General features: G+C 45.3%; 21 protein-coding genes and 1 pseudogene. 8 read left to right on the top strand and 14 right to left on the bottom strand.

Annotated features, from left to right (window positions below; translation table 11 throughout):
* Positions 1-37: 37 nt before the first annotated feature.
* The 7 genes from glf (at position 38) to ACTVJH_RS04905 (ending at position 9,194) form a co-directional block, all read left to right on the top strand.
* Positions 38-1,171 (top strand): UDP-galactopyranose mutase, encoded by a 1,134-nt coding sequence (gene glf, locus ACTVJH_RS04935; RefSeq protein ID WP_455988066.1) that lies wholly within the window; start codon positions 38-40, stop codon positions 1,169-1,171.
* 402 nt (positions 1,172-1,573) lie between these two features.
* Positions 1,574-3,133, top strand: coding sequence for a glycosyltransferase (locus tag ACTVJH_RS04930; protein ID WP_455988064.1), 1,560 nt, complete (start codon positions 1,574-1,576; stop codon positions 3,131-3,133).
* A gap of 42 nt (positions 3,134-3,175) precedes the next feature.
* Complete coding sequence (locus tag ACTVJH_RS04925; RefSeq protein WP_455988062.1) at positions 3,176-4,393, top strand: CDP-glycerol glycerophosphotransferase family protein; 1,218 nt, start codon at positions 3,176-3,178, stop codon at positions 4,391-4,393.
* A 45-nt stretch (positions 4,394-4,438) separates the two neighbouring features.
* Complete coding sequence (locus ACTVJH_RS04920) at positions 4,439-5,113, top strand: phosphocholine cytidylyltransferase family protein (RefSeq protein ID WP_455988060.1); 675 nt, start codon at positions 4,439-4,441, stop codon at positions 5,111-5,113.
* Positions 5,114-5,180: 67 nt separating this feature from the next.
* Complete coding sequence (locus ACTVJH_RS04915) at positions 5,181-6,230, top strand: radical SAM protein (RefSeq protein ID WP_455988058.1); 1,050 nt, start codon at positions 5,181-5,183, stop codon at positions 6,228-6,230.
* 59 nt (positions 6,231-6,289) lie between these two features.
* Positions 6,290-7,918, top strand: coding sequence for a glycosyltransferase (locus ACTVJH_RS04910; protein WP_455988056.1), 1,629 nt, complete (start codon positions 6,290-6,292; stop codon positions 7,916-7,918).
* Positions 7,919-8,021: 103 nt separating this feature from the next.
* Positions 8,022-9,194, top strand: coding sequence for a glycosyltransferase family 2 protein (locus ACTVJH_RS04905; RefSeq protein ID WP_455988054.1), 1,173 nt, complete (start codon positions 8,022-8,024; stop codon positions 9,192-9,194).
* A 72-nt stretch (positions 9,195-9,266) separates the two neighbouring features.
* Here the strand turns inward: ACTVJH_RS04905 and ACTVJH_RS04900 are convergent, their stop codons facing one another.
* The 10 genes from ACTVJH_RS04900 to ACTVJH_RS04855 all read right to left on the bottom strand — a co-directional run bounded on the left by ACTVJH_RS04900 (position 9,267) and on the right by ACTVJH_RS04855 (position 20,784).
* Entirely contained in the window at positions 9,267-10,412 is a 1,146-nt protein-coding gene (locus ACTVJH_RS04900; protein ID WP_455988052.1) for a tetratricopeptide repeat protein, read from the bottom strand.
* 234 nt (positions 10,413-10,646) lie between these two features.
* The gene (locus ACTVJH_RS04895) at positions 10,647-10,847 is read right to left on the bottom strand and encodes a hypothetical protein (protein WP_455988050.1); all 201 of its coding nucleotides are present in this window, start codon (positions 10,845-10,847) and stop codon (positions 10,647-10,649) included.
* 144 nt (positions 10,848-10,991) lie between these two features.
* Positions 10,992-12,113 carry a hypothetical protein gene (locus ACTVJH_RS04890; protein ID WP_455988048.1) on the bottom strand — a complete coding sequence of 374 codons (1,122 nt, stop codon included), beginning with the start codon at positions 12,111-12,113 and terminating at the stop codon, positions 10,992-10,994.
* Positions 12,113-13,066, bottom strand: coding sequence for an NAD-dependent epimerase/dehydratase family protein (locus ACTVJH_RS04885; protein ID WP_455988046.1), 954 nt, complete (start codon positions 13,064-13,066; stop codon positions 12,113-12,115). The genes ACTVJH_RS04890 and ACTVJH_RS04885 overlap by 1 nt, the downstream gene beginning before the upstream one ends.
* Positions 13,063-14,691: a lipopolysaccharide biosynthesis protein RfbH gene (gene rfbH / locus ACTVJH_RS04880; protein ID WP_455988044.1), complete on the bottom strand. Its 1,629-nt coding sequence runs from the start codon at positions 14,689-14,691 to the stop codon at positions 13,063-13,065. Before rfbH ends, ACTVJH_RS04885 begins: the two co-directional genes overlap by 4 nt.
* Positions 14,692-14,707: 16 nt before the next feature.
* The gene (locus ACTVJH_RS04875) at positions 14,708-14,965 is read right to left on the bottom strand and encodes a hypothetical protein (RefSeq protein WP_455988042.1); all 258 of its coding nucleotides are present in this window, start codon (positions 14,963-14,965) and stop codon (positions 14,708-14,710) included.
* Complete coding sequence (rfbG, locus tag ACTVJH_RS04870; RefSeq protein ID WP_455988040.1) at positions 14,952-16,073, bottom strand: CDP-glucose 4,6-dehydratase; 1,122 nt, start codon at positions 16,071-16,073, stop codon at positions 14,952-14,954. Before rfbG ends, ACTVJH_RS04875 begins: the two co-directional genes overlap by 14 nt.
* 46 nt (positions 16,074-16,119) lie before the next feature.
* Complete coding sequence (gene rfbF, locus ACTVJH_RS04865; protein WP_455988038.1) at positions 16,120-16,890, bottom strand: glucose-1-phosphate cytidylyltransferase; 771 nt, start codon at positions 16,888-16,890, stop codon at positions 16,120-16,122.
* A gap of 13 nt (positions 16,891-16,903) precedes the next feature.
* Positions 16,904-18,970 carry a glycosyltransferase family protein gene (locus tag ACTVJH_RS04860; protein WP_455988036.1) on the bottom strand — a complete coding sequence of 689 codons (2,067 nt, stop codon included), beginning with the start codon at positions 18,968-18,970 and terminating at the stop codon, positions 16,904-16,906.
* A gap of 146 nt (positions 18,971-19,116) precedes the next feature.
* On the bottom strand, positions 19,117-20,784 hold the full coding sequence (locus ACTVJH_RS04855; protein WP_455988034.1) for a hypothetical protein: 1,668 nt from the start codon (positions 20,782-20,784) through the stop codon (positions 19,117-19,119).
* Positions 20,785-20,967: 183 nt separating this feature from the next.
* On the opposite strand from ACTVJH_RS04855, the pseudogene ACTVJH_RS04850 reads away from it, so the two are divergent.
* A pseudogene (locus tag ACTVJH_RS04850) lies at positions 20,968-21,152 on the top strand (IS66 family transposase); the annotation flags it as partial.
* A 181-nt stretch (positions 21,153-21,333) separates the two neighbouring features.
* Here ACTVJH_RS04850 and ACTVJH_RS04845 read toward each other — a convergent pair.
* Genes ACTVJH_RS04845 through ACTVJH_RS04830 form a run of 4 tightly spaced genes read right to left on the bottom strand, consistent with a single transcriptional unit; the run spans position 21,334 to position 24,705 of the window.
* Positions 21,334-22,245, bottom strand: a complete 912-nt coding sequence (locus tag ACTVJH_RS04845; protein WP_455988032.1) for a sulfotransferase — start codon at positions 22,243-22,245, stop codon at positions 21,334-21,336.
* Positions 22,246-22,289: 44 nt separating this feature from the next.
* Complete coding sequence (locus ACTVJH_RS04840) at positions 22,290-23,090, bottom strand: SDR family oxidoreductase (protein WP_455988030.1); 801 nt, start codon at positions 23,088-23,090, stop codon at positions 22,290-22,292.
* A complete protein-coding gene (locus tag ACTVJH_RS04835; protein WP_455988028.1) occupies positions 23,087-23,797 on the bottom strand; it encodes an acylneuraminate cytidylyltransferase family protein in 711 nt (236 codons plus the stop codon). The genes ACTVJH_RS04840 and ACTVJH_RS04835 overlap by 4 nt, the downstream gene beginning before the upstream one ends.
* Positions 23,779-24,705, bottom strand: a complete 927-nt coding sequence (locus ACTVJH_RS04830) for a Gfo/Idh/MocA family protein (protein WP_455988026.1) — start codon at positions 24,703-24,705, stop codon at positions 23,779-23,781. The genes ACTVJH_RS04835 and ACTVJH_RS04830 overlap by 19 nt, the downstream gene beginning before the upstream one ends.

The following is a 24,705-nucleotide window of genomic DNA, read 5'->3' as shown; positions in this document are numbered from 1 at the left end:
TCCCCAAGCGGGAGGCCCCTCAAAAAGGACAAAGAAAATGAATTTTCCCGTCTATATCATAGGTTCCGGCTTTTTTGGGGCCACTCTTGCCGAGCGGATCACTGCCGTTTATGGGCTTCCGGTTGCCATTATCGAAAAACGGTCCCATATCGGCGGCAATTGCTGGTCGGAAACATATCCGGGAACAGATATCGAATACCATAGATATGGATCACACATATTTCATACCTCTTCACAAAAGGTATGGGACTATATCAATACGTTCACGCGGTTCAATTCCTACCAGCACAAGGTGTATACGACGTATAAGGATAAAGTATACACTATGCCCATCAACCTGGAGACCATCAACAGCTACTACGGGATCAATCTCAAGCCCTGGCAGGTTGATGGTTTTCTGGAAAAGGAAAAAGAACACATTTCCGACCCGAAGAATTTCGAGGAAAAAGCCATTTCGCTCATTGGACGGCCTCTGTACGAAGCCTTTATCAGGGGATATTCGATCAAACAATGGGAAAAGGATCCCCGCGAATTGTCTGCGGCTATCATCTCCCGTCTTCCTGTGCGAAATTCGTATAACAACCGCTATTTTTCAGATACCTACGAGGGTATTCCTGTTGACGGATACGGACGTATTTTTGAAAAGATGCTTTCCAGTGAGCATATAACCATCCAGAAGAATACATCGTTCAGGGAAATTCAATCGAGTATTCCTGAAGACGCCCTGGTCGTGTACACCGGGGCGATCGATGAATTCTTCGACTATCAATTGGGACGTCTTGAATGGCGGACCGTGGATTTCGAATACGAGATCTTTGACCTTCCCGATTATCAGGGCACAAGCGTGATGAACTACGCGGACGAGGCCATCCCGTTCACCAGGATTCACGAATTCAAACACTTTCATCCGGAACGTCCGGCAACAAACAATACCGTTGTCGCACGGGAATATTCCCGGTTTGCCGCACAAAATGACGAGCCGTATTACCCGGTCAATACCCCCAGAAACATGGATCTGCTCAAGAAATACCAGGAACTCGGAGCAGCCGAGCCCCGGGTCGTCTTTGGCGGACGTCTTGGGGAGTATAAATATATGGACATGGATGTGACCATTGCATCGGCGCTTGCATGTTTTGAGCGAATTACAGCCCGATTGGCTGCGTTCAACTAGCCGGTCGACCTGAACAGTTCGTTTGATCCCTGCATCCAATTTTTTTCTGGCTCATCCGGCAAAAGGGTACTTTTCATCTCGAACCCAGCTGCCTGTAGGCATTGTGGAAACACATCTTCGGGCGCCCAAAGAGAACGAGTACATGGACGCTGTAGCCCCCCTCCCGTAGTTTAGGGAGGGGCTGGGGGAGGGTTTCAAACAGCTGGAGGAAGGGACCGATAACACGACCCGCCCTTGCCAGGGTGGGGGACCTGTTCAACGCCCCCTCGCTGGTGTTGCTTCCCAAAAGGGACTGACAACTGATGACCTGCAAGTGCGCTATTCCCGGCCGAACCTTTTTTCTGACCTTTTGTATCGCCGACATGGTCGGCACAAAGCAATCATTCAACCTTTGGGGTTTTCATGAAAGCGTATCCTTCGCATGCCGCACGATCTCTGATTCCTTCCTTTCTCCGCCAGAAGTTTCTGGCAGGAACGGTCGGGGAGTACCATCTCTCCCAGCTGGCCCTGCTCGGGTTGCAGCGCATCCAGGATGAGCCCGAACTCCTGACCGATCGGATGGCCGTGTATGCGGATATGCTCCTGGCTGCATGGGAACAGCGTTTCTCGGGCAATGTGACCAGCCTGCTCGATCTGGATCGCATGGCCCGGATTCTGGGACCGGAACAGCGAGCCCTGCTCAAGGGATACAGCGGGGCTCTGCCTCCGGGTATTGAGCTGGACAGAGACCTGATAGCACAAACCGATCTGCCTGAATGCATGAAACTGCGTCTTGAGGGGGATTGCTACAGGCTGCACCAGGATCTGGCCCAGGCTGTGAGCTTGTATGAACGATCCCTTGCCGTGACCCTGCTGCCGGAAACCCTGTACCGTCTGGCCGACGCGCACGCCTTGCAGGGAAACAGGCAAGAGGCTGTCGGTGCCTTGCGCAGGTATGTCGAACTTCGGCCGTGGTCGGTGCATGGGCTTTTGCGTCTCTATGACCTTGCTTTCGGTCGGGACGTTTCCGGCAATTCCCCGCAGGGAAAAGGCGCTTTGCTTCTCTATACCTGGAACCATGCCGCCCGGCTGGACGAGATGCTGCGCTCCCTTTCAAAAACGACATCGCCGGATTTCAGACCGCAGATCTTCGCCCTCAACAACGGCTCGACCGACGCGACAGACTCTGTCCTCGACAGGTGGAAGGATGTGTACGGGGAGCAGATGACCATCATCGATCTGCCCGTGAATATCGGGGCACCTGCGGCCCGCAACTGGCTCATGGAACTGCCCGCGGTCAAGGCCTGTGACTGGGCCGTGTATCTGGATGACGACATTCTGCTGCCTCCGGACTGGCCGGGCTATTTCGGCACTTCCATGGAGGCCTATCCCGAGGCCGATGTGTATGGAGCCCGGTTTGTGAGCATGGACAAGCCCTCGGAGATTCAAAGCGCCGACTACCATCTTTTTGAACCTGAAATGAAGCAGCCTTCCGACGATCCCTACGGCCAGATACTCATTTCCGGCCTTCAGGGACAGCTCCCCGACTATGGATATTTTACCTTCATGCGACCCTGCGCTTCGGTGACCGGTTGCGTGCATCTCTTCAGGATGAAGGCGCTCCAGGAATCAGGCGGGTTTTCCCTGGTTTTTTCGCCTTCCCAATTCGACGATTTCGAGCTCGATCTGCGTATGGATCTCAAGGGGAAGCTGCCGGTCTACAATGGTCATCTCGCCATACGCCACGTCCGGAGAAGCGCCAATGGGGACGCCTCCCGCATGGATCGAAAGCGCATCGCGCTGTTGCGCTCCCACATGGCGGCCCTGGAGAGCCTGTACTCCCCCCAGGACCTGGAAACCATCCGGGAACTCGACGCGAGAGTCGCCGAACAGGATCTGCACCGCAAGGAGGCCAAGCTGTGCAATCTGTTTCGGGATAAAGAGGGGCGAGGTGTGCTAGGTGTTGGCTTGGTTGATGCATAAATAGGATGTTTTTCTTTACCCATAGCATATCTGTGTGAGCAAATGAACAATTCAGAACAGCAGGTCGGGATGGACAGAAACGCCCTGACCGCTATTGCCCGGTTGGTTGCCACTACCCCGAGGAAAAAAAATACCGTTGTTTTTCTCGGTCGCCGTGATGGCCATTTTATTGACAATGTCAAATATGCCTTCCTGCATTGCGCGCGTCATGTTCCTGAATTGGAGTGCACATTTATCGGCTCTCATCGGGAAACCTGTCTGACCCTGCAACAGGCCGGTCTGCCGGTCCTGCGGTTGGAAAGTGATGAGGCTGTGAATTGTCTTCTCCGGGCCGGTGTGGTGGTGTGCGACGATTTCTGGTGGCGGCGCGATCCCCTTTTGGCCGCTTTGCTCAGCCCGGCCAAGGTCGTTCAATTGTGGCATGGTATTCCTTTGAAGGCCATTGGATTTCCTGAAATCGAGTCACCTGTGAACATGACCCCTGAAAAGGCTGCCTATCTGACTGAGATGTATTCAGGGTATGACACCGTGCTCTCCACCTCGCCCTTTTTCACCCAGCACGCCTTTGCCCGCGCCTTCAAGGCCACATCCTTTCCGGAAATCGGATTCCCGCGCAATGACGCGCTGCTCAGACCGCCCAACAATCTGGACATGTTGAACGTGGATTCCGCCATCTACTCCCGAATGATGAAGACCAGAAAAAAGGGAGGGAAAAGTGTCGTATTCATGCCCACCTTTCGTGACGCCGGGGGCGGACCCCTGGAAGAGGGTATGATCGACTTTTCCCGGCTGCATGCGTTCAACCAGCGTCACAACCTGCTCTTTATCTGCAAGCTGCATCCCTATGTGGCAGCACGACTCCAGGGCCGGCTTCCGGATACTGTTCTGGTGGCGGATTCCGCCACGGACGCCTATCCCCTGCTGCGCATCTCAGATGTGCTGCTCACGGACTATTCATCCGTGTATTTTGATTTTCTCCTGACCAACCGTCCCATCCTCTTTTATCCCTATGATCTGGAACGCTATGTCACCACCAGCCGTTCCCTGCTGTTCGATTATCTGGAAATGACGCCGGGATTTCACGCCCGAACAAAGGATGATTTGTTTGATTGCCTCGAGAAACTCCTTGTTCAGGGAGAAGACCCGCATAGGGCGGCACGCGAGGCCCTGGCCGAGAAGTCGTTTACCCATGGCGATGCCAACGCCTCTGCCAGGCTGGGAAGGTATCTTGTCGAGCGATTCGTGGATGATGATGCATAATGATTTTCAAGGAAGAGGGACCATTTCAAAACAAGCGAGGGTCGTATGAAAGCCGTTATTCTAGCCGCCGGCGTAGGGAGTCGCCTTGGCCGTCCGTTGCCCAAGTGTCTGTCCGTTCTGCCCACAGGAGAGACCATTCTGGGCAGACAGATCAGAATCTTCCGTGAAGTCGGCATCCGCGAGATTATCGTTGTTGTCGGTTTCAAGAAGACGCTGATCATGGAACAACATGCCAATGTCTTTTTTCGGTATAATCCGATTTTCTACATCACCAACACGTCCAAGAGTCTTTTGCATGCGGTGAGCGATCTGGATGACGATGTCCTCTGGACCAACGGAGACGTTGTTTTTGACAGCGAGGTTGTCCGTGGTGTGGTTGAGGCCAAGGCCAATGTCATTGCCGTGGATCGCAAGAAATGCGGGGATGAGGAAGTCAAGTATTGTACGGGCGATGCGGGTACGATTGTGGCTATTTCCAAGAATGTCACCAATGGAGAGGGCGAAGCCGTGGGGATCAATAAGGTTAAGGCCGAACATATCCCGAGCCTGGTAAAAAATCTAAAACTCTGCGAGGACCAGGACTATTTTGAACGCGGGCTGGAATTCATGATCCGCGAAGGCGTTGACTTCATCCCCCTGGATATCAGCAGGCATCGCTGTATTGAAGTGGATTTTCCTGAAGACTGGAATCAGGCCCAGGAGATGTTTTCCAGGAGTTGAAGCACAGAGTTGGACCGTCATAAAAAAATCTCAATGTAACAAAATATATCAGCGTTAGGAGTTACTCATGGCTAATGCTTTTGGCTGGCTGGAAGTACATGCGGTTGATCATTGCAACCATAACTGTCGATGGTGTCATAACTATTCTCCTTTTGCTCCTTCGAAAGATTATGAAGCAAAGGATTACTTCGATGGTCTTGATGTGCTGAAAAAGAAAAATATTCAGTATCATTCGCTTTCAATTATGGGAGGAGAGCCCTTCCTTCATCCTGACTTGATCCGTTTTGCTTATGCACTACTGGAGCGTTATCGTAAACCATTGATGCTGACAACGAATGGGTTTTGGCTGAGTCGTGAAGATATTCATCTGTACAAGGATTTATGGCCAATGATTACATCTCTGCGGGTATCAAGATATCCGACCATTATTCATCGATTGGGGGGAGAAGAAAATGTTGCGAGGATGCTGGGCATAATTAAAAAGTATAATAAAAATATTTATATTGATTTTTGCGACAAAGCCATATTTAACGAGCTTAAATTTTTGAATAAACCTGTTACTCCACAGGTCTATTGTGGAAATGCAGAATGTACTGCTTTGCTTCCTGATATGCGCATGGGACGGTGTGGCGCAGGAGCTTATAGCCGTTTTGCTCCAAAAGAAATGCTTTCTGATCAATTTTTGGCTAGTAAAGATATGATGTATGACCTTAGACAGTTTGATGGGAGCAGTTTTTGGCTTTGGCGGAGCAGATACCCTTTAGATGCATGTAGTTATTGTAATTTTTCTCAAAAATTACGATCACGGCCATGGAAGGTAGAACGAGGCAGAAGACCTTTTGATGAAAATATCGAGCAACAATATCATCTTCAAGCTGCAGCCAGATTCTTCAATAACGGAGATATATTATGGAGTAAAAAACGGCTGGATCATATTAAAGAAAATTATGAAATAGGTAAAGAGTACTGTAATATCGCAGGCATGGTTGAATTTTACACAGGTGAATATCAATCTGCGAGTCTGTATTTCAGGCAGGCTTTAGAGGAAGATCCGGAGTATTTACCAGCCTTGAAAAATTTAAAAGTTTTAATTCAGAATAAAAATGTAAGTGCATAAAAAATTTTGAAATATCGGTATGGATTTCAAGACTTAAGGATACCGGAGCTCATGTCTATATGAAAGACGATTTTGAATACATCCCACCTGGAATAGTTCCAGAGCTGAATGCATTGACCCTTGATGAAGTGTGTCAACATGTTGCCACGCATATCAACAATTTTATCCTGGATGAAAGTCTTGGGGCTGCGTATTTCAATCGATTGATCAGTGACAAGAATTTTCAGTCAAACAAACAGGCATTGAGCTGTTTTTTTTATATTCTCAGTAAAATGCGTCAGCTGGATCCATTCAATCCAGCCATCATCAACGTATCGCAGCAGGTGAATCCTTCACCCGAGAACAAGATCAAGTTGCAATTATTGACACATACTGTTTTGAATCAGGAGAAAATTTCTCATATCCAACAAATGTGTCAAGACGATTCGACAATCAACGCCCGTGAATATCTTATCGAATGTCTGAGAGAAAATGACAATGACATGGCGTTGGCAAACTATGCATTGCATTTTGATCTCACCTCGGGATTTGACCCTCGCGAATGGACTGCAGATTTTCATCCCCCGGAGATTTTTCTTTGCGATTGGGAATATCGCCAGCTCTATCTTCATGCCCGGTCAGGAAATACAATCGATGCACTCAAGCATTGGGAATATATCGCTGATGCTGAAAAAAATATCCCGGAGACTGCGCTTAATTATGCAGCTGTCTGCTTTGCCAAAAATAATCAAAAAGATGTGGCAATCAGTTTGTTGCAGAAGTCCTTGGAACGGGATGCATCGCAAACACCAATCAAATATATAATTGAAGAACTTCAAACTCCATTTGTGATAGATAAAGACAGTGTCAATACAAAAAATATCGTCATCGGAATATATTCCTATAACAAAGCGAATCTGTTGAAGCAAACTCTTAAAAGTCTGCGTGAATCAAACATCGGCAAGGCACAATGTTTTGTTTTGCTCAATGGATGCAGTGATGAGAGCCTGGCTGTTGTGCAGGAAGCAAAGAAACATTTTCAAGATGGTCAACTTTCACTCTTTGAAATGCCGATCAATATGGGTGCTCCGGCAGCCCGCAACTTTCTTGTGCATGAGGCCTTGAAAACGAAATGCGATTATATGGCTTTCTTGGATGATGATGTCGTCATTCCTGAGAATTGGCTCCAAAGTCTGGCAACAGCCATCCAGGAGGATCCTGAAATTGGCGTAGTGGGGTGTAAGGTTATGAATCCCCAGCCGGTTTCGACATTGCAGTATCTTTTCCGTGATGTTTCGATCATCAAGAAAGGGGTCTTCAGGCTGAGTCTGGCAGCCCCTTTTTGGGCCGCTGATCCCGGTTTCTATGCAGTCCGTCGTGATGTCGATTCCGTCATGGGATGCTGTCACTTGATAAAAAGGGAATGTCTGGAACAGGTACCAGAATTTGACATTCAATTTTCTCCCAGCCAGTTGGATGATGTCGCATTTCATCTGGATGTACGCCTCAAAGGATTCAAAATTCGCTACCTGGGGCAACTCGAGTGTATCCATTTTCGTTCTACAGGATTTCAATCACCTGAAAAAAGCAATCACGGCAGTTCATTGGGCAATGATGTCAAATTTTATTACCGATTCAAGAATATGTTTCCACTGATGCGTGCATGGCAATCCAAGCGTAATAGAGGTTTCTTGTCCGGTATGGTGTGACTTGGATGTGGTTCAATATGAAAAAAAATGAATTCATTTTGATGAAATGGTAGTAGTTTTATATTGTATCTTTTAATTTTTAATATGTATTCAGGCACAAGTGATGAAAGATATAAAAAGAAAATCAATGTGTAGATCACCAAAGATCTCAGTTGTTATACCAACATGTAATCGCGTTGAGATTCTTAAAAAATGTCTAGTTCATCTAGAAAATCAAATTATTCCGAAAAATCTTTTTGAAGTATTGGTAATAGATGATGCCTCTGAAGACCAGACAGTAAATTTTCTTTTAGGTTACACACCTGAATATTTATTTCGTTATTATGTACAGACAAAAAACAGTGGTCCAGCTGCAGCAAGAAATGTTGGCGTTTTAGCCGCACGTGGGGATATTATTGTATTCATAAATGATGATACACTTCTCGACCAAAACGCTCTCGCCGTACATTTGATAGTTCATCAAAATTTGATTGACTTGGACGTTTCAGTATTAGGTCGCTTTGATCTGCCATCATTTTTTACAAAAAGTATCTGGGGGTATACACTCCAAAATTCTGACTTGCTCTTCAGATATCCACCCATGAAGAATAATAGCATCTACTCGTATAAACATTATTGGACATGCAATATTAGCACTTCACGTAAGGCTATTCTTGAAGCAGGGCTATTTAGTGAACAATTTTGTGGAAATGCCTGGGGTGCTGAAGATCAGGAACTCGGTAAGCGCTTGTTTGATCGAGGAGTGCCTGTCCTGTTTAGGGAAGACTGCAGGTCTACACATCAACATGCACTTACGGTAGATGGGTTCATAAGGATGTCCATAATTCGGGGAGGGGGCGGCGTTTTACTGTTTTTCAAGCATAAAATGAAACCTCATTACTCTCGAATTCGCGAAGAAGATATCCGTTTTTGGCGTAATCTGCCAACTTGCTTAGTTGAACGCATGGAGCAGTTCAAACGAGTAATTTCCGCTGTAGGGAAAAAAACTCCGAAGAAAAATCTTGTACACAATCCATATTTGTACAAAGAATCGTATCCAGAAGTCCATGATACATGTTTTAGGCTTTGGTCAATTCGAACTAAGGAATTAATAAAATTGATAGAATTTTTTGAAAGTCAAATAATTCATCTCAACAACCGTTTAAATAAAAACGATATTTTTATTGAAGAAGCATCCAGCACGTATTATCCATCTTTGTTGTTTTTAAGGTTTTATTATGATACAATAGGAATTTGTGACGTTGATGAAATTAGAAAATTTTGCAGTAACATATGATTTGTAAAAAGATTAACGCTCTGAGAATATTTGCAATACACTTATTGTATCAGAGAGATTCTTTGAACTATCTTAAGAAAGTAACAAAAACGTTTCTTCTGAAGTTCGCCCCCAGTAGAAAGGATCTACAGGCGCAAAACAAGAATCCATTTGAGGCGATGTACAGAGCAGAGGCTGTGCGTGAGCTTTAGAAGCCTTATTTAACGTTTGCGCCATTGTTCCGGTGAAAAGGCGCAGATACGTGTGGCATCCAGGATCATCCACTACAAGTTTGGCCAATTCCGGGGCAAACCAGGAGAGGGCCATAGCCAGCAAGCGTGAGTTTGTTGTTCGACTCCATTGTATAGGATGGTCAACATGTAGAGCGAGAGGCGAGTAGCAAAAGGAACAGGGCAAATGACAACGTGCTATCCAGGCAGGCAAAAAAACATCCCAGGCTGGCTGTCCCATGATAAATCCTGTTCGTGGGATTCGACTCAGAAAGGAAGTCGGGAAAAAAAAGAAGTCGAATCCAGGCTCAAGGAGCGTTCCGCAACGAGCATCCATCTTTTGCACGTTGACGCGGGATCCATAGACAAATGAACGATTCGCTGCCGCAGATAGCTGATCCCAAACAGTGGATTCACCGCGCAGTATGATGTCCGCATTGATAATTCCACATAGGGGATGCCCGGTTGCTGCCAAGGCATCCAAGAGTGTGTCCAGATATTGGTAATCCTTGCCGAACTTGGCCCGGGCCGTTTCTTCACAGAGGCAAAATTCCACTTCAGGGAAATGTGGTGCTAATTGATCCCGTTCTGATGCCGTGTTGATGGACAGCACCCTTATTCCCCGATCTCGCCATGATTGAACAGCTTGTTTGCTGATTTCAAGTCCTCTTGGGGGCAGGCTGGTGGCCACCACTGGGCGAAGACTTAGGGCGGGGTTTTCACTCTGCAGTTTGTTTTGCAACCTGAGGCGCAAGGCGTGGCAATTTATTTGGGAAAAGCTGTCGGCGGGTGAGCGGCGGACGGCGTGTTTGAAGAAAGCCAGCGCTCGCGGCAAGTCTCCTTGCTGCAGGTACGCAAAACCTGACAGCTTGAGAGCCTCGAGGTTTTGAGGATTGCGATTCAGTACTTGATCCAGCACGGGCAGGGCGTTGGAAAAACTTCCCTCTGCAAGGAGCAATCGAGCGTATTCTGTGTTAATTAGGGCATGGCCTGGGCGTTGCCGTTGCATGCGTTCTGCGACCCGCAGTGCACCGGATATGCTCCCCTTGGTTAGTTGGTTTAAAATTGGAGACAGAAGTTCTTGGTAATGCTCTCGAGTGGTAAATTCGTCTGGATCTCGGGACATGGATTCTGCAAATAAGAATTCACGCCCTATGGAACCAACATTCGATGGTTGAGGCGGTTCCCAAGAACGGTGAGGGATTGTCACTGAATATACTCCTCTTTTTGATCTAAACAGCAATTATTTAGAGATGCTTTCGTAGAGTTCCAGATATCGTTTAGCCTGCAACGGCAAATTATATCCGCTCAAGGCTGTCTCTCGGCATTTAAATCCAATCTTGCTCCCTGCTTTTTTTCGCTCCATGATCCAGCGCATCCCATTAGCCAATTCCTTATCGTTTCCAATTGGTGCCAAATAGCCATTGATCTGGTGCTCGATCATGTCAGGAATACCCCCACATCAAAACCAACCACAGGGGTTCCGCATGCAAGGGACTCCAAGACTACGTTAGGCAGATTGTCTTCCTGGAAGTGAGTCTTATAAAGCCGGCTCGCAGCGGTAAGAATCATCGTAATCGACCACAGGCTAGTCGCTCTCTTCCAACAATTTCTCAATGATATTATTTAAAACATTTTTGTTATCAGCTACAAATTTATTTACCCAATCAATCTTTGGTTGATTGGAAATAATGTCCCTCTTGAGGTTTTCTCTAATTATAGCAGCAGAAGCCTGTGGGTCCTGCGGAAGTTTTAAAATGATATTGTCGGGTATTTCACTGGAAAAAGATGTTGGCTCTTCTACAACTCCAACTCTATTAGCCGCAAAAATTGATTTCACCAAAGCTCCTTCAATGGGAGCCGACCAGAGTGAAGGACAGAGTGTAATAGAAGATTGGGATATTTGATCGGCTAGGCCTTTGGACCAGTTCATATTGGAGAAATAGACATTTTCTTGTGGCATGCAGCCCATTTGATCAATCCCCTTCAAGAATGGAAACAGGAAGGAGCGGTCTCGCATGAAATTTGCCAATACACTTGCCCATATGGTGCCTTTGGCAGGATGTGAACTGCCATGAAAAACAACATCAAAATATGGTGTAAGGAAATCTCGTTTATTTTCTCGTGTTATTGGAGCAAGCAGAGCATCAAAATCTGCGGCCCACATGCCAACTTTATATACGATTGCTTCATCTCCAAAATGGGTATGCAACAACTTTTTATATGATTCGTTTTGAGCGAGTAATCCGATATGACGGGCTTGAACTTTCTTTTTTAAAAACATTAAAAATGCAAGAGCATCATCTTGTTTAGTTGGAAAAACAGGGCATTGCAGTCGTAGTGCCCAATCGAATTTGCCTTTGAGGCAGCGCAGGCAGGCTCTAGATTCCCCGGGGATATGGTTGTAGGAGCGGATACAGAAAAAGCTCGCGTCCAGGACATATATCCACGTTCGCTTTTTCCTGTGCAGCAGAAACTCCATGCACCAGCGAAAGCCAAGTGTCTGTGGATGCAAAAGCACAACATGATCAGCATTGAGGATATCAGGATTATGCAAAGTGTCGTTCAACAGGTCTTTGTTTTTTGGAGTATTGAAAAGCACGCTGACCTTGATATTATTGTGTTTTCTACCTTGCTTGATAAGGGTTTGTACTAATCGGCCTGTGCCGGAATTGTCTGCGGGAATGCCGCTGATGAAGAATATGTGCATTAATCCCTCGCAAATTTATCAGCTTTTTCAGTCTGAAAAAGCATTGTACATTCTTCGCGGACCATTTCTTCGATTCCTTGCTCCAGGGAAAGTTTTGGCTCCCAACCAATATTACGCAAACCTTTATTATCGGCCAAGGAACACATGGGCTCTCCCTCGCGGTAGGGCAACTCGCCAAATTTCAATGTGGTTGGAACCGATTTTCTCAAGACCAGTTCCACTTTATTTTTTAAAACCAAAGCAAAATTTCTAATCGTTGTGGGCTGTCCAGACCCAACATCGAATTGAACGTATCCCGGCAATTCATCAATCTTCTCAATCAATAGCATATACGCCTCAACCACGTCAGAGACATGAACGAAATCACGCTGTTGCTCTCCAGGTGTCATGGGTATTTTGGGTTCACCATGCAAAAAAGCGTGTAAAAGAGAAGAGACGAATTTGTGCGGGGCATCCCCATGGCCGTAAACATGATGGACGACCATGTTGACAACCTTCATCGATGATTCACATTGTAACAGTTTCATCCAATCATGAAAGTGTCTTTTGGATAAGGAATAGGCGGCGAGATGACTGTAATTGATATTGTTTTTGCTGAAAAATGTATCCGTATTGATAAAACATTGAACACCTTCTCGCAAAGATTTTTCAAGGATGTTGCATGCGAAAAGGATATTTGTCCTTACAAGATCACCAAGACAGTTTGTAACATTTCTTCCATATTCTGTAGCGGCATGTATGACAACATCTATTGAGTTTTCACGAAAAATTGTTTCAATTTTTACTATATCAATATCATATACTACTATATCATTTAATAAACTATCAATTCGTCGCGTGTTAGAAAATGAACGTTTCAGGGCAATGACATTGTACCCGCGTTTAACAAGGGCGGCCAGCAAGTGGCTTCCCAGGAAGCCCGTCGCTCCGGTCAGCAGGATAGTATGACTCATCTGGTCTCGACAAAAGTGTTGATGCACTTGACAACATAGTTAACCACTTCCGGGGTTATGCCAGGATAAACGCCCAGCCAGAAGGTATTGTTCATAATGCTGTCAGTTGTTTGAAGCTTCTCTGAAATTCGGTAATCGATTCCTTCTTGCAAGGCCGAAAAACAGGGATGGTGCAGCAAATTGCCCGCAAACAGATTGCGTGTTTGGATGTTGTGCTCTTCTAGGTAGGTGGTCAGGTCGTTGCGGGTAAAACCGGCATCGGCCCGCACATGCAGCATGAAACCGAACGGGCTGGGCTTCGTACGCGGGTCGATTCTGGGCAAGTGGAAATAACGGTGGAGGTGCTTAAGTCCTTCCAGCATGCGCGAAAAATTTGCATTGCGCTGGGTGATAAAAGATTCCAGCTTTTGGAGTTGAGCGCATCCTATTGCGGCCTGCATGTCAGTAGCCTTTAAATTATATCCCAAATGTGAATATACATACTTGTGATCATACCCCTTGGGCAATCTTCCAAATTTCTGGCTAAAACGTTTTTTACACGAATTATCAGCGCCCGGCGCACACCAGCAGTCTCGTCCCCAGTCTCGTAATGAATTAACAATGCGTTTCAGGTGAACATCATTGGTGTATACCGCTCCGCCCTCTCCCATGGTAATGTGATGTGGTGGATAAAAGCTGGAAGTTCCTAGATCACCGATGGTCCCTGTGTGTCGCCATGTCCCATTTATGAGACACTTGGCCCCTAATGCGTCGCAATTGTCTTCGATTAGCCATAAGTCGTGTGACTGACAAAATTTATGTACAGCCTCGATGTCAAAAGGAAACCCCAATGTATGTGCTAACATAACAGCTTTTGTCTTGGGGCTTAATGCTCTTTCAAGATGCTGCACGTTAACATTTGCATCTGGTATGCGAACATCAACAAATACAGGAACAGCTTTAGCCTGCAGAATTGGAGTGACAGTGGTTGGAAATGCTGCAGCCACAGTGATAACTTCATCACCAGGACATATTCTGCATTTGCCAAGTTTGGGAGATGTAAGCGACATAAGCGCCAAAAGATTGGCGGAGGATCCTGAATTGACCAGGGAACAGTGCTTCACGTCCAGATATTTGGAAAGTTCATACTCAAAACGTTGAGTGTAGGTTCCAGAAGTAAGCCAGAAATCCAGAGCGCTGTCCATCAGGTTATGCATTTCCCGTTCGTCGAACACACGGCCGGCATAGTTGATCCGGCTTGTGCCGGGAATAAAATCAGACTGCAGCAGGGGTTTATGGATCGCCTGAAAAGAGGACCTGGCCAGCGCATATGCGGCGGTTTTAAGCAACATTCTTAGTTTTTGCGTATTCAACCTGGCCACATTGGCCCGTCTGCAGATTGACGGGGCAATCGTAATGAGCTTGTCGGTACGGACAACGCTGGCCATTTTCAGGATGCCGTAAGCTAGGTCCTGCTGCTCGATAAGTACGGCGTGAGGGCTGTATGCATACCTGTCCACTTCAGTGGTCATGTAGGCGACCGTGATGTCCGAATTGCCGCCATGTTGTTCCGCATGATCATGCAGGATCATCGCTGGGCGGACCTTGGATCCGCACGCATTGGTGTAGGGAAAGTCCAAAAGCACTATTTCTCCAACCCTGCTATTTGAGCCCAAGACAATCCTCCCAGTCTACGTTTGCATCGTCTGTATCGTTGAAAAAAACAGCCAGGCTCAGATTTTTGAAATCTTCTTCACTGGTAGATTCTCGGCAAATATATTCTTGCGAGGGAAAATATTTTTGATCATCAGTTTCCACGGGTAGCACCACAACATTTAATTCCGCCTCGTGAATACTCACTGGCAAGGGTTCCAATAGGGTAATCTTGCCGTCTTTGTAATGTCCTTTAACAGCGAGCATCTCGAGCCTCCACGGTTTTTTCTGCAGTTCTTCGTTTCACTTCGGACTGGTAGTCCAGCAGATCTTGCTGGGTTTCCAGTACGCCGTCCAAATAAAATCTCTTATACCAATGGACCGTTTTTTTGAGGGACATCTGGCTGTCCCATATCGGAGACCATCCCAGTATTTGTCTGGCCTTGGAACAATCTAAACGCAACATTGTAGCTTCGTGGGGCTGATGTGCTTCGGGCTCAAATCTGAAGGCAAGGTCATCCCAGATTTTATTAAACTCTTGAACAAGCTGTCTTACGGACAAACAATCTTCGTGGCGAGGTCCAAAATTCCAGGCGTCCGCAGATTTCGTGTCGCCCTGCAAAAGCCTTTGTCCTAAAAGCAGGTAACCGCTCAATGGGTCCAGTACATGCTGCCATGGTCGAACAGCTTCGGGGTGACGGATACGCGCCGGCTTTCCGCTCTCCGCTGCGCGGACAAGGTCTGGAATCAATCGATCCTCTCCCCAATCCCCGCCGCCTATTACATTCCCGGCCCGCGCGCTGGCCACTAAAGTCTGGTGAGTTATTTCATATTGGTCAACGGGAAAAAAAGAATTGCGCCAGCTTGAGGTGACCAGTTCGGCGCATCCCTTGGATGCACTGTAAGGATCATGGCCGCCCATGGGGTCAATCTCCCGGTACCCCCAGGCCCATTCCCGGTTGGCATAGCATTTGTCGCTGGTAATTATCACAACGGCACGAATACCGCCAGACAGCTTGGATGCTTCCAGAACATTGGCTGTTCCCAGGACGTTGGTCGCCAGGGTGGCTAAAGGCTCCTTATAGGATCTTCTGACAAGCGGTTGTGCAGCAAGATGAAAAATGATCTCCGGCTTTGCTGATTTAAATAGTTTCGCCAAAGAGTCGAAGCTGCGAACATCGCCCTGAACGGAATCCATTTCCATGTTGAGCAGAGAAAAATGGTCCGGCGAACTTGGCGGTTCCAGGGAATATCCTGTCACCTTAGCACCCAATGCGCTCAACCAGTAGCTGAGCCAGGAGCCCTTAAAACCGGTGTGTCCAGTGACAAGAACCCGTTTCCCTTGGTAGAAGGCAAAAGGATGTTTATTTATCATGGGTTACAAACTCTCCCCAACAATGTCGTTAAGGATATTGGTAAATCTACCAGATACGCCACTTGGCTTGTCCAGTGTTCCAGAGCTCATCCAGAGTATTCTTGTCCCGCAGGGTGTCCATGGCCTGCCAGAAGCCTGTATGCCGGTATGCACTGAGCTGTCCATCACGAGCTAGATTTGCCATGGGCTGGGCTTCAAAAGGGATATGATCGCCGTCAATATACTCCAGGACTTGCGGGGAAAGAACAAAAAAGCCGCCATTGATCCATCCGCCGTCACCTTTGGGTTTTTCTGCAAAAGCGGATATTTCTGTACCCTTGATTTCCAGCGCGCCAAAACGGCCTGGAGGCTGGACTGCGGTGACCGTTGCCAAGCGTTTTTCCTGTTGATGAAAAGCTATCAGAGCTGCAATGTCCACGTTTGCAAGGCCGTCGCCATACGTCATGCAAAAATCACCATCCTGGACATATTTGCCGATACGCCTGAGGCGTCCACCAGTCATTGATTCTTGCCCTGTATCCACGAGGGTTATCCGCCATGGTTCGCAGTTGTTTTGGTGAACCTGAAGTTCAGATCGGTTGGAAAGATCAATGGTTACGTCCGACATGTGTAGGAAATAATTAGCAAAATACTCCTTGATTATATATCCTTTATAACCCAGGCAAATAATAAAGTCATTAATCCCGTAGTGGGAATAAATTTTTAAAATATGCCAAAGGATAGGACGCTCACCTATCTCCACCATGGGCTTTGGTTTTACCACGGTTTCCTCGCTGAGCCGAGTTCCAAATCCGCCGGCCAGAATTACTGCTTTCACAATACGTTCCTTTTTATTTTGTTGCCTTAGCGTAGGGATTTCTGGGCAAATCACTAATCACCCATCCGCGTGAGTTAAATTCATTACGTTCTTGCTTACACATTGGTTGCTTGAAGATTCCAGCCATAAGCAATTCATAATCGTTGTCACCACTAGCGCAACGTTCGTTTTCGTGGGCAATGTGTGTGAGAATATTTCTAAAAATTTCAGATGATTCTGGGTCGGCAGGCTCGAACTCACACCCTTGAATGTAGTGGTCGTTCAACCCTTTATATACAACCTGGGGATAGTTCAGGCCTAAAGTAATCTTTTCCAGTTCGCGTGGCGAAATCGAAAAGACATAGTTCCCGCTTTCTTCCCAGCTTGGATTTTTCGGCTGCTGAAATCGAGCCTTGCCATGCTGTTCGAATTCACGCACAAACTGAAGAATATTTTTCAGTACGGGGCGTTTGTCGTTCGGCTCAATTAAAAAAACAGCTATCCTGGCCACGCGGAGCATTTCATAGAGTGCTACATAGGGCCTCGGGAAATGGTGCAAAGACTCTTTGCACAACACAAAGTCAAAGCTCGCTTCGTCAAAACTCAGGTCTTCCGCATTTTGCACTGCATATTTTTCAATATAGCCATGTGCATGTGACGCTTTAAGCAAATGTTCGCTGATGTCCGAGGGCAAAACATTTGTGTATCCCTTGTTTCGCAACCGGACCGAATCCAAACCCCATCTGCCGTCGCCAACTGTTAACCAGTTTGAATTACGACGTCCAACTAGGCAATCGGCAAATTCGTACATTCTTTCATGTCGCCAATAGTCGGCCGTGGAAGTGTTAAACCAGCTCCTGGAAATGGCGATCCGTTTTTCATCGACCAGATCCCTGGCAAAGTGTGCCGCATGCTGTTGGTAGCTTTGGTGTGAAAAATCCGTTTCAATATTTCGATCAGCATCCATCTCGTGGTTCTTCAGAGCAAGATGCTTGCGAATAATTAGATCCAGCTCCTGTACCCTCCGATCCATGGAATGGTCTTTTAAGCACCTCGCCTGTCCTTGGGCTGCGATCTCCTCCCTCTTTTCAGAATGGGCCAGATAGTAGTCAATTTTCTCAACCAATTCTTTGCGATCAGCAAATGTTTCGATTTCTCTTCCCACATCAAAGTATTGGGTAACATTGGGAAAATGTTCCGTAAGCAGGAAAACGCCGCTGCCCGTCGCCTCGAAGATGCGCATGTTAGCGGTGTCTTCTCCGCCGATATCAATTTTTGAATTCTTTTCCGGATCAAGAATGAAATGATCTGCCCTTGCATCAAAGGCAATTCTGCCTTGACGCAAGGCTTTGTGCATTTCCAGACCGTATACCGGCGGTGAAAGATACTGTTTTAGAACAGCCGGCACCTGGCTTTGATTCCCTGTCAGATGCAGTGCGCATTTATATCCTTTGGCATTTGCCGTCTTGGCGATTTCCCGTAAGTAATATCCCCGCTTGGCATGCTGGCTTGGAGTATACTGGCCAGTAAAGACAATATCATTGGAAACGGTTGTTTCCTTGATTCGTTCGGCAATATTTACAGGAAAGCCGGGTGTAAACACTTCGCCATGCCTGACTCCACGCTGGACTGCTAAATCCAGAAGCGGCCTCAGACTGGATAACATAACGTCAAAGCCGGACCAGTCGATATTGTGCGGGAAGGTAGCTGCCCTCCAACCAAGAACCAATTTCGGTTTATGAGTGAGTTTGCGAACAAACCTGCCATCAAATCCTATCGGATGTGAAAGATAAAGAATATCCGGTTCAAACTCCTCCACCTGTTTGCGGACAATTTCCTCAATCCAGTTTTCCGTGTGCAAACCGTAACTGCTGTTTTCCTTCAGCCACTGATTTTGCGCTTGATGGCAGTTGGCAATGACAAGACGGGATTCATACCCTACTTGGGACATATAAGGCGCGATCATATGTACTGCACTGAAAGCATCAGAAACCAGAACATCTATCTGTTCCTGAAAGGATGCCTTGTGAAGATATTTGAATCTGGAATAAAGAGATTCAAGATATTGAGGATAAAATGTATGTATTTGAAGAAATCGCATAATAATATTTGATTTTAGTCCTAAATTTAATTTTCCTTCATAGTGAATTCGGCACTAACGGATCCAAAATCCTCTTTGAAAGAATGGATTGAAAAAAAAATTTGTTTCGATTACTAACTATAATCATTAAATATTCCCATTAGTATTTATTGATGATCCGTTTTAGAGCCTTGAACATGTATTTTATTTAAAAGAAGTGTCGAAAAGGAAACTGCATCATTGTTTGAAGGATCAGCCATAAGAGAAAGCTGGCATAACCTTAATGCCTTTGCAAGGTTGCCAAAATTGTAAGATTTATAGCATGCTACCAGTAGCTCCATCGATCTATCTCGATTAGGATTCGAATTTTTTACTACTGGATGAACTTTTTTTGATATAAATTTATCACCTTCATGCAGCCTTACCCACCACTCTAATTTATTGTTATTATTAAGTCGGTTACAAAAAACATGCTCCATTGGCTCTCCAAATTCACGAAACCAATATCCAAGGCGAAGTATATCATTTACAGGCTTAGGTTGCAGATCAGAAAGCAACAGATTACGTGCTTCTTCTACACTAAAAGCTGGATATATACTTTCCTGAAAAAGATGTGCGATTTGTCCATAAATTACAAGAGGTAAGCCATTAATAGCCGCAATATAGCCAACGGTTGAACCTGTTGAAAGCACCACAGAAGCCTTCTTTAGAATAGCATACGTATTTACATTTGAACATGGCAAATAGTGTTTAATATTGTTTGAATTTTTAGCTAAATCGTATATTTTGTCATTGTCATATGCAATCTCTTCGCCAGACAAAACACCCTTTATACGTCCAGCGGGATGCCATCTCATAATAACTTTATATTTTTTGTAAATATCATTATGATTTACAATATCGATCAGAGTTTCATATGGTTTATCATGAAAATATCTAAAATATTCTCTGGTATGAACATGCTCTCGCGGACTAGAAGTTACAACAAGAAGAATCGGCTTGTTATCATGGATGTCATCAACAATTTCTTGTGGATCATCATATAAGTTACATTCTTTCCTAAAATTTCTATAACCTACCTGATCAAGTGTCCCTTCGAGATATTCATTGAAATACTGTCTTCCCTTTTTAAAGATTTCACTTTTCTTAACATTTTGAGTCTTGCGCTGAAAATCATTTTTTCTAGCATGAATATCTTGAGGGGAAAAACTATTCATAATGTGTATAAATCCAGTTTTGCCACCAGCAATATAGCAAAAGAATTTTATCCCAATTTCAGATGCAGCGTACAACGCAGGTCCATCAGATGGCCTCCGCCCATTCCATGCATAAACCTCGTCAATGTTATGACTTTTAATTACATCTTTCACGGCATTCTTTAGCGCGATAGCATTTGCTGTCAAAATAATGGCACGTTCTTTGGTCTTTGGATTTTTAAAATTTAAGTATACACCACGTGTGTCATCAGCAATTTGAGAAGCAACCATGGCTCCAACTGGCATGCTCTCAGAATTTATATTTAATAATGACTTCATATTTGAAAAATATTTATTATCTAATACTATATTCTTTTCATATTGTTTCAGTTTAATAAATTCATAATCAACTTTTTTATGAAATAATTTTTCTATAGTATACTTTGTTATATTAACGCAGGTATTACACTTGTTTATATCGTGAAGGGGGTTTGCTGGACAAGATTTTAGATCTCCATCGCAGGATAAAACCAACACTTTGTTGCCATTTTGTATATTTCTAGATATTATTTCTAATGTATCCGCATGATGCTGTTCCCAAAGAGGAACGGTTGAAAATACAAGAACATTTTTTTTCATTTCATACTTTCTTTTTTTTAAAAATAATATTTTTTAACTACTACATATTGCCCATTTTTGAAAATAGAACAAAGTCAAGGCTGAGTACTTCCAATGGAAACGTGAAATCTCTGGATTGACCTATGCACAAAATGCGCCACCCTCGGCAATAATGTATACGGCTATACGGAAAACGAAATCCGTAGACCAGATAACAATCTAGCCGAAAATGCCATCAGACCCTTGGCGGTGGGGAGGAAAAACTGGTTATTTGCAGAGTCCCCACGTGGAGTCCAAGCCAGTGCAATATTTTTTCCTTCATTGAAACAGTTGAAGTCAATGGCTTGGAGCCCTATGCGTACCTCAGCCACCTTTTGGAGAAGCTTCCTCATACAAACGGGATCGGTGATCTCAAAAAAACTCCTGCCTAAGCACTTTAAGCCACAGCCCCTGCCGAGCTACAAATGATAACGCCTCACAAATCCTTGATCTCAAGCCTGTCTCGCCTATACGCGAGGCAGGCTTTTTCATTCTTACCACAACTTGAGATCAGTTTATCAGGTGGGTCGGCTAGACGATTGCACAACCAATTGACTTTTCGGAATAAAATTCAACCAATTTTGCAAAGTTTGGGCTGATTTTTTCCATGATAGCAAAATCTTTTTTGGCAGTGGTTGGCTTTATTTGGTTTATAATTTCGTCCGTTTTTTCACCATACTCCAATGAAAGTTTTTCGGACAATTTTTGAACTACCTTTCCAGGATCTGCGACCAGATTATTATAACAAATTTCTATTTTGTTCTGTATTCTCTCAGCACCTTCATTAATCCGTATGTAGTAGTAGGCGCATCTATCAATTTCTGACATTTCCAACCATTTTTTATCATCTTTTTCTTTCACCCAATATGGGATGTGTACATTCTTATAAATTCTGAACGGCCAAATTACATTCATTTTGAGACTTTCATCATGAAACCATTTTTTCAACAATAATGAACTTATCGTGTTAACAGCATCTCTTTTAACGATAACTACACGTGTATCAGGATAATACTTTACGAGTTTTGGAAGAAAAGGAGTTACATTAGGAATTTTATAAGAAATTCTGTATTGATTTGCAAGTAACTCTACATCATTTTTTCTTATTGATTGATTGAGCCTTGATTGAATTTCATAATATGATTTAACTTTATAAATAGAGCTGTCATCAGCTCTATTGCAATTGATACTTCTCCCGCACAATGAGTTTATTAGTAATTCTTCATAAAGGTATGTTTCATAAAGCAACATCCAGTGATATTTAGACATTTCTTCAATAAGCGGAAACAACATAACTAGCATAGGGGGTTCAAAAAAAAATTCAACTCTTTTCAAACTATGAATAATCTTGCCAACTATTGTTGTACCACTTCTTGCAGATCCAGATATAAATATCGCATTTGCAATTTTTTGTTGCGAATTTTCTGAAATATTTAATTTCATAATACACATTATTTTTTAAAAAATTGATTTATAGTTCAGCATAATTACCAGGCAGTCCATCCACCATCCACCATCAAATTCTGCCCTGTAACATATCGCGACAAATCACTTGCCAAGTACACTAATGCCCCAACCATATCCTCTTCCGTCCCCATACGCTGCAATGGAGTTTTCTTCTCATAGCGTTTCACAAAAACTTCCGGCTGATTTCGCCAGATACCACCTGGGGAAATTGCGTTGACTCGTATTTCCGGAGCAAGGGTGGTTGAAAGCCAGCGGGTCAATTGAATGAGCCCTCCCTTGCTTGCGGCGTAAGCTGCGGGATTCCCCATTTCAGTTCCTTCATACAAACTCCAATCCGGAGCAACTACGCCATAGGTGGAGGCAATATTGACAACCGAAGCATGCCCGGATTCCTTCAAATAGGGTAAAGCAGACTGAACAAGCTCAAAACAAGCGGTCAGGTTGACCTCCAGAGCTGCTCGCCAGGTATCCGTTGTCTGATTTTCAAAAGGAGTAACCCAGCCTGTAAGGCCAGAGGTTCCGACAAATGCTGCAGAGTTAACGATAATATCAAGATTTCCGAATTCTTGAACAACTTTTTCAGGAAGAGCACGAACAGAAATTTCATTTCCCATATCAGCCACAAAGCCTTTAGCCTTGCTTCCACTGGCTTCAATTTCCTGCACAGCAGAAATTAGCTGATTTTCGGCAATATCAACAATAGCAACCTCTGCTCCACATTCGACCAGTGCCTTGCAACAAGCTTTGCCAATATTTCCTGCTCCACCCGTCACCAGGGCAACTCTTCCACTCAGGTCCATCAATTCTTTTATTGTCTTCATATTCTTTTTCCGTATTCTTCCCGAGCAATCAAAAACTCGGCAAACTTAAAATCCAGAGGGGTATCTATATCAAGGGCTCGCTCTTCGGGAATAACTACAGCCCTAACCACGCCTTCAAAAAGAGACCGCTTGCTCATAATAAATTCAGGATCCACTACATAGGCCACAGTTGTCATATCATATGCCGCAGGTGCATCCTGTCGTCTGAAAACATTTTCGGAGAGGGGCATGAGCAGACTTGCCTTATTCTCATTATCAAGGCTGATCATATTAAATGAGGGGTGCCTTGCTGCCGGGCGGCAGGTAATAACAGCATCGCAGGAATTTTGTTTGTACATTTCAATGCATGCGACAATGTCTTCAGGGGCTCTTAGTGGTGCAGTTGCAGGAAGCGAGACAAAAACATCGAAGGGTGGAAGTGAGCTGATGGCATGACGCCAGGCATCCCATTCAGCGCTTGTATCACCAGCCAATTCCCTGGGCCGAAGGAAAGGAACTTCCGCACCATATTCCAGGGCAACATCCGCAATTCGCTGGTCGTCTGTGGAGACGATAATCCGTTCCAATACGCCACTTTTCAAGCCAGTCTCAATGGCGTGGGCTATCAAAGGTTTCCCAGCCAGGCTTTTGATATTTTTGCCGGGAACCCCTTTTGAGCCACCGCGAGCAAAAATGAATCCCCAAGTCTTTAACTGTTTTGTATCCATACCCCATCCCGGGCTGCATTTTCTGCAGCATCAATGAGTTTCATGACATCGAGTCCTTGAGCATAGGAGCACATCGTATCAGTCTTGCCGCTCACCAGTGCATCGAGTTGGGCAGCATAGGTATGGTCTCGTGCGACGTCATGCTCCTCGACATCATCATTGACGACAAGTCTTCCGGAAACAAAATCCGCCTGAACGCTGACTCCTTCGGCGTTGATGATCATCTCCCTTCTCGGCTTCAGGTCCAGATAATTCACCTGAACCGAGACAGCCGGACAGTTCGCTGTTTCCAACAGCAAGCAAAAGACATCATCAGAGTCAATTTCGAGATCGCTGTATTTCCCACCCAGAGCCGAAACACGCTTCCACGAACCCGTCAGCCACTGCGCAAGATCAAGTTCATGAGATAGATCCTTGAGGGCTCCACCCCCTTGTGAGGCGTGGGCGGAATAGCATTGGCGATAATCAGTTCCCGGTCTCCAGAGCGGGAGATATTGCCCGACATAAAACTGGGCAGAATACAGTTTTTTCCCGGCAATAATCTCTCTCACTTTGCGAATGATTGGGTGAAATCTCAAATTGTAGGCTACATAAACTCCCTCTGGGGAGGGGCAAACAGTTTCCGGCACACTATCGAACAGCGGTTTCTCAACCAGAATCGATCCCTGAAAACCGCATGACGCAAGATGGCCCAGGGCTGCCCGGTGCGAACTGGTAGCATTCGTTACCAGCACATGATCGGGCGCAAAAGCTTCCAGCCCGGCCAGCAGAGCTTGAAATGTCACAAAGGGAACATCTGTTCTTCTGCTGACAACAGCTACCTCATGCCCCTTTTCATTCAATAACCGGCAATGCCTTTCCCCAATAGAGCCGTAGCCAACAACCAGCACTTTCTTCCTGGATTCCAT

The organism is Desulfoplanes sp. PS50 (assembly GCF_053851535.1).
Note: the sequence above shows the minus strand (reverse complement) of the source record. Positions and strands in the feature narration are given on the sequence as shown.

What these genes read in the sequence shown, in the direction of transcription:
- ACTVJH_RS04925 (WP_455988062.1), top strand. Translation starts at nt 3,176, where the DNA reads ATGAACAATTCAGAACAGCAGGTCGGGATGGACAGAAACGCCCTGACC.
- ACTVJH_RS04875 (WP_455988042.1), bottom strand. Translation starts at nt 14,965, where the DNA reads ATGCTCGCTGTTAAAGGACATTACAAAGACGGCAAGATTACCCTATTG.
- ACTVJH_RS04920 (WP_455988060.1), top strand. Translation starts at nt 4,439, where the DNA reads ATGAAAGCCGTTATTCTAGCCGCCGGCGTAGGGAGTCGCCTTGGCCGT.
- ACTVJH_RS04885 (WP_455988046.1), bottom strand. Translation starts at nt 13,066, where the DNA reads ATGAGTCATACTATCCTGCTGACCGGAGCGACGGGCTTCCTGGGAAGC.
- ACTVJH_RS04930 (WP_455988064.1), top strand. Translation starts at nt 1,574, where the DNA reads ATGAAAGCGTATCCTTCGCATGCCGCACGATCTCTGATTCCTTCCTTT.
- ACTVJH_RS04895 (WP_455988050.1), bottom strand. Translation starts at nt 10,847, where the DNA reads ATGATCGAGCACCAGATCAATGGCTATTTGGCACCAATTGGAAACGAT.
- ACTVJH_RS04840 (WP_455988030.1), bottom strand. Translation starts at nt 23,090, where the DNA reads ATGAAGACAATAAAAGAATTGATGGACCTGAGTGGAAGAGTTGCCCTG.
- ACTVJH_RS04910 (WP_455988056.1), top strand. Translation starts at nt 6,290, where the DNA reads ATGAAAGACGATTTTGAATACATCCCACCTGGAATAGTTCCAGAGCTG.
- ACTVJH_RS04830 (WP_455988026.1), bottom strand. Translation starts at nt 24,705, where the DNA reads ATGGAATCCAGGAAGAAAGTGCTGGTTGTTGGCTACGGCTCTATTGGG.
- ACTVJH_RS04915 (WP_455988058.1), top strand. Translation starts at nt 5,181, where the DNA reads ATGGCTAATGCTTTTGGCTGGCTGGAAGTACATGCGGTTGATCATTGC.
- ACTVJH_RS04835 (WP_455988028.1), bottom strand. Translation starts at nt 23,797, where the DNA reads ATGGATACAAAACAGTTAAAGACTTGGGGATTCATTTTTGCTCGCGGT.
- ACTVJH_RS04860 (WP_455988036.1), bottom strand. Translation starts at nt 18,970, where the DNA reads ATGCGATTTCTTCAAATACATACATTTTATCCTCAATATCTTGAATCT.
- ACTVJH_RS04855 (WP_455988034.1), bottom strand. Translation starts at nt 20,784, where the DNA reads ATGAAAAAAAATGTTCTTGTATTTTCAACCGTTCCTCTTTGGGAACAG.
- ACTVJH_RS04900 (WP_455988052.1), bottom strand. Translation starts at nt 10,412, where the DNA reads ATGCAACGGCAACGCCCAGGCCATGCCCTAATTAACACAGAATACGCT.
- ACTVJH_RS04905 (WP_455988054.1), top strand. Translation starts at nt 8,022, where the DNA reads ATGAAAGATATAAAAAGAAAATCAATGTGTAGATCACCAAAGATCTCA.
- ACTVJH_RS04845 (WP_455988032.1), bottom strand. Translation starts at nt 22,245, where the DNA reads ATGAAATTAAATATTTCAGAAAATTCGCAACAAAAAATTGCAAATGCG.
- glf (WP_455988066.1), top strand. Translation starts at nt 38, where the DNA reads ATGAATTTTCCCGTCTATATCATAGGTTCCGGCTTTTTTGGGGCCACT.
- ACTVJH_RS04890 (WP_455988048.1), bottom strand. Translation starts at nt 12,113, where the DNA reads ATGCACATATTCTTCATCAGCGGCATTCCCGCAGACAATTCCGGCACA.
- rfbG (WP_455988040.1), bottom strand. Translation starts at nt 16,073, where the DNA reads ATGATAAATAAACATCCTTTTGCCTTCTACCAAGGGAAACGGGTTCTT.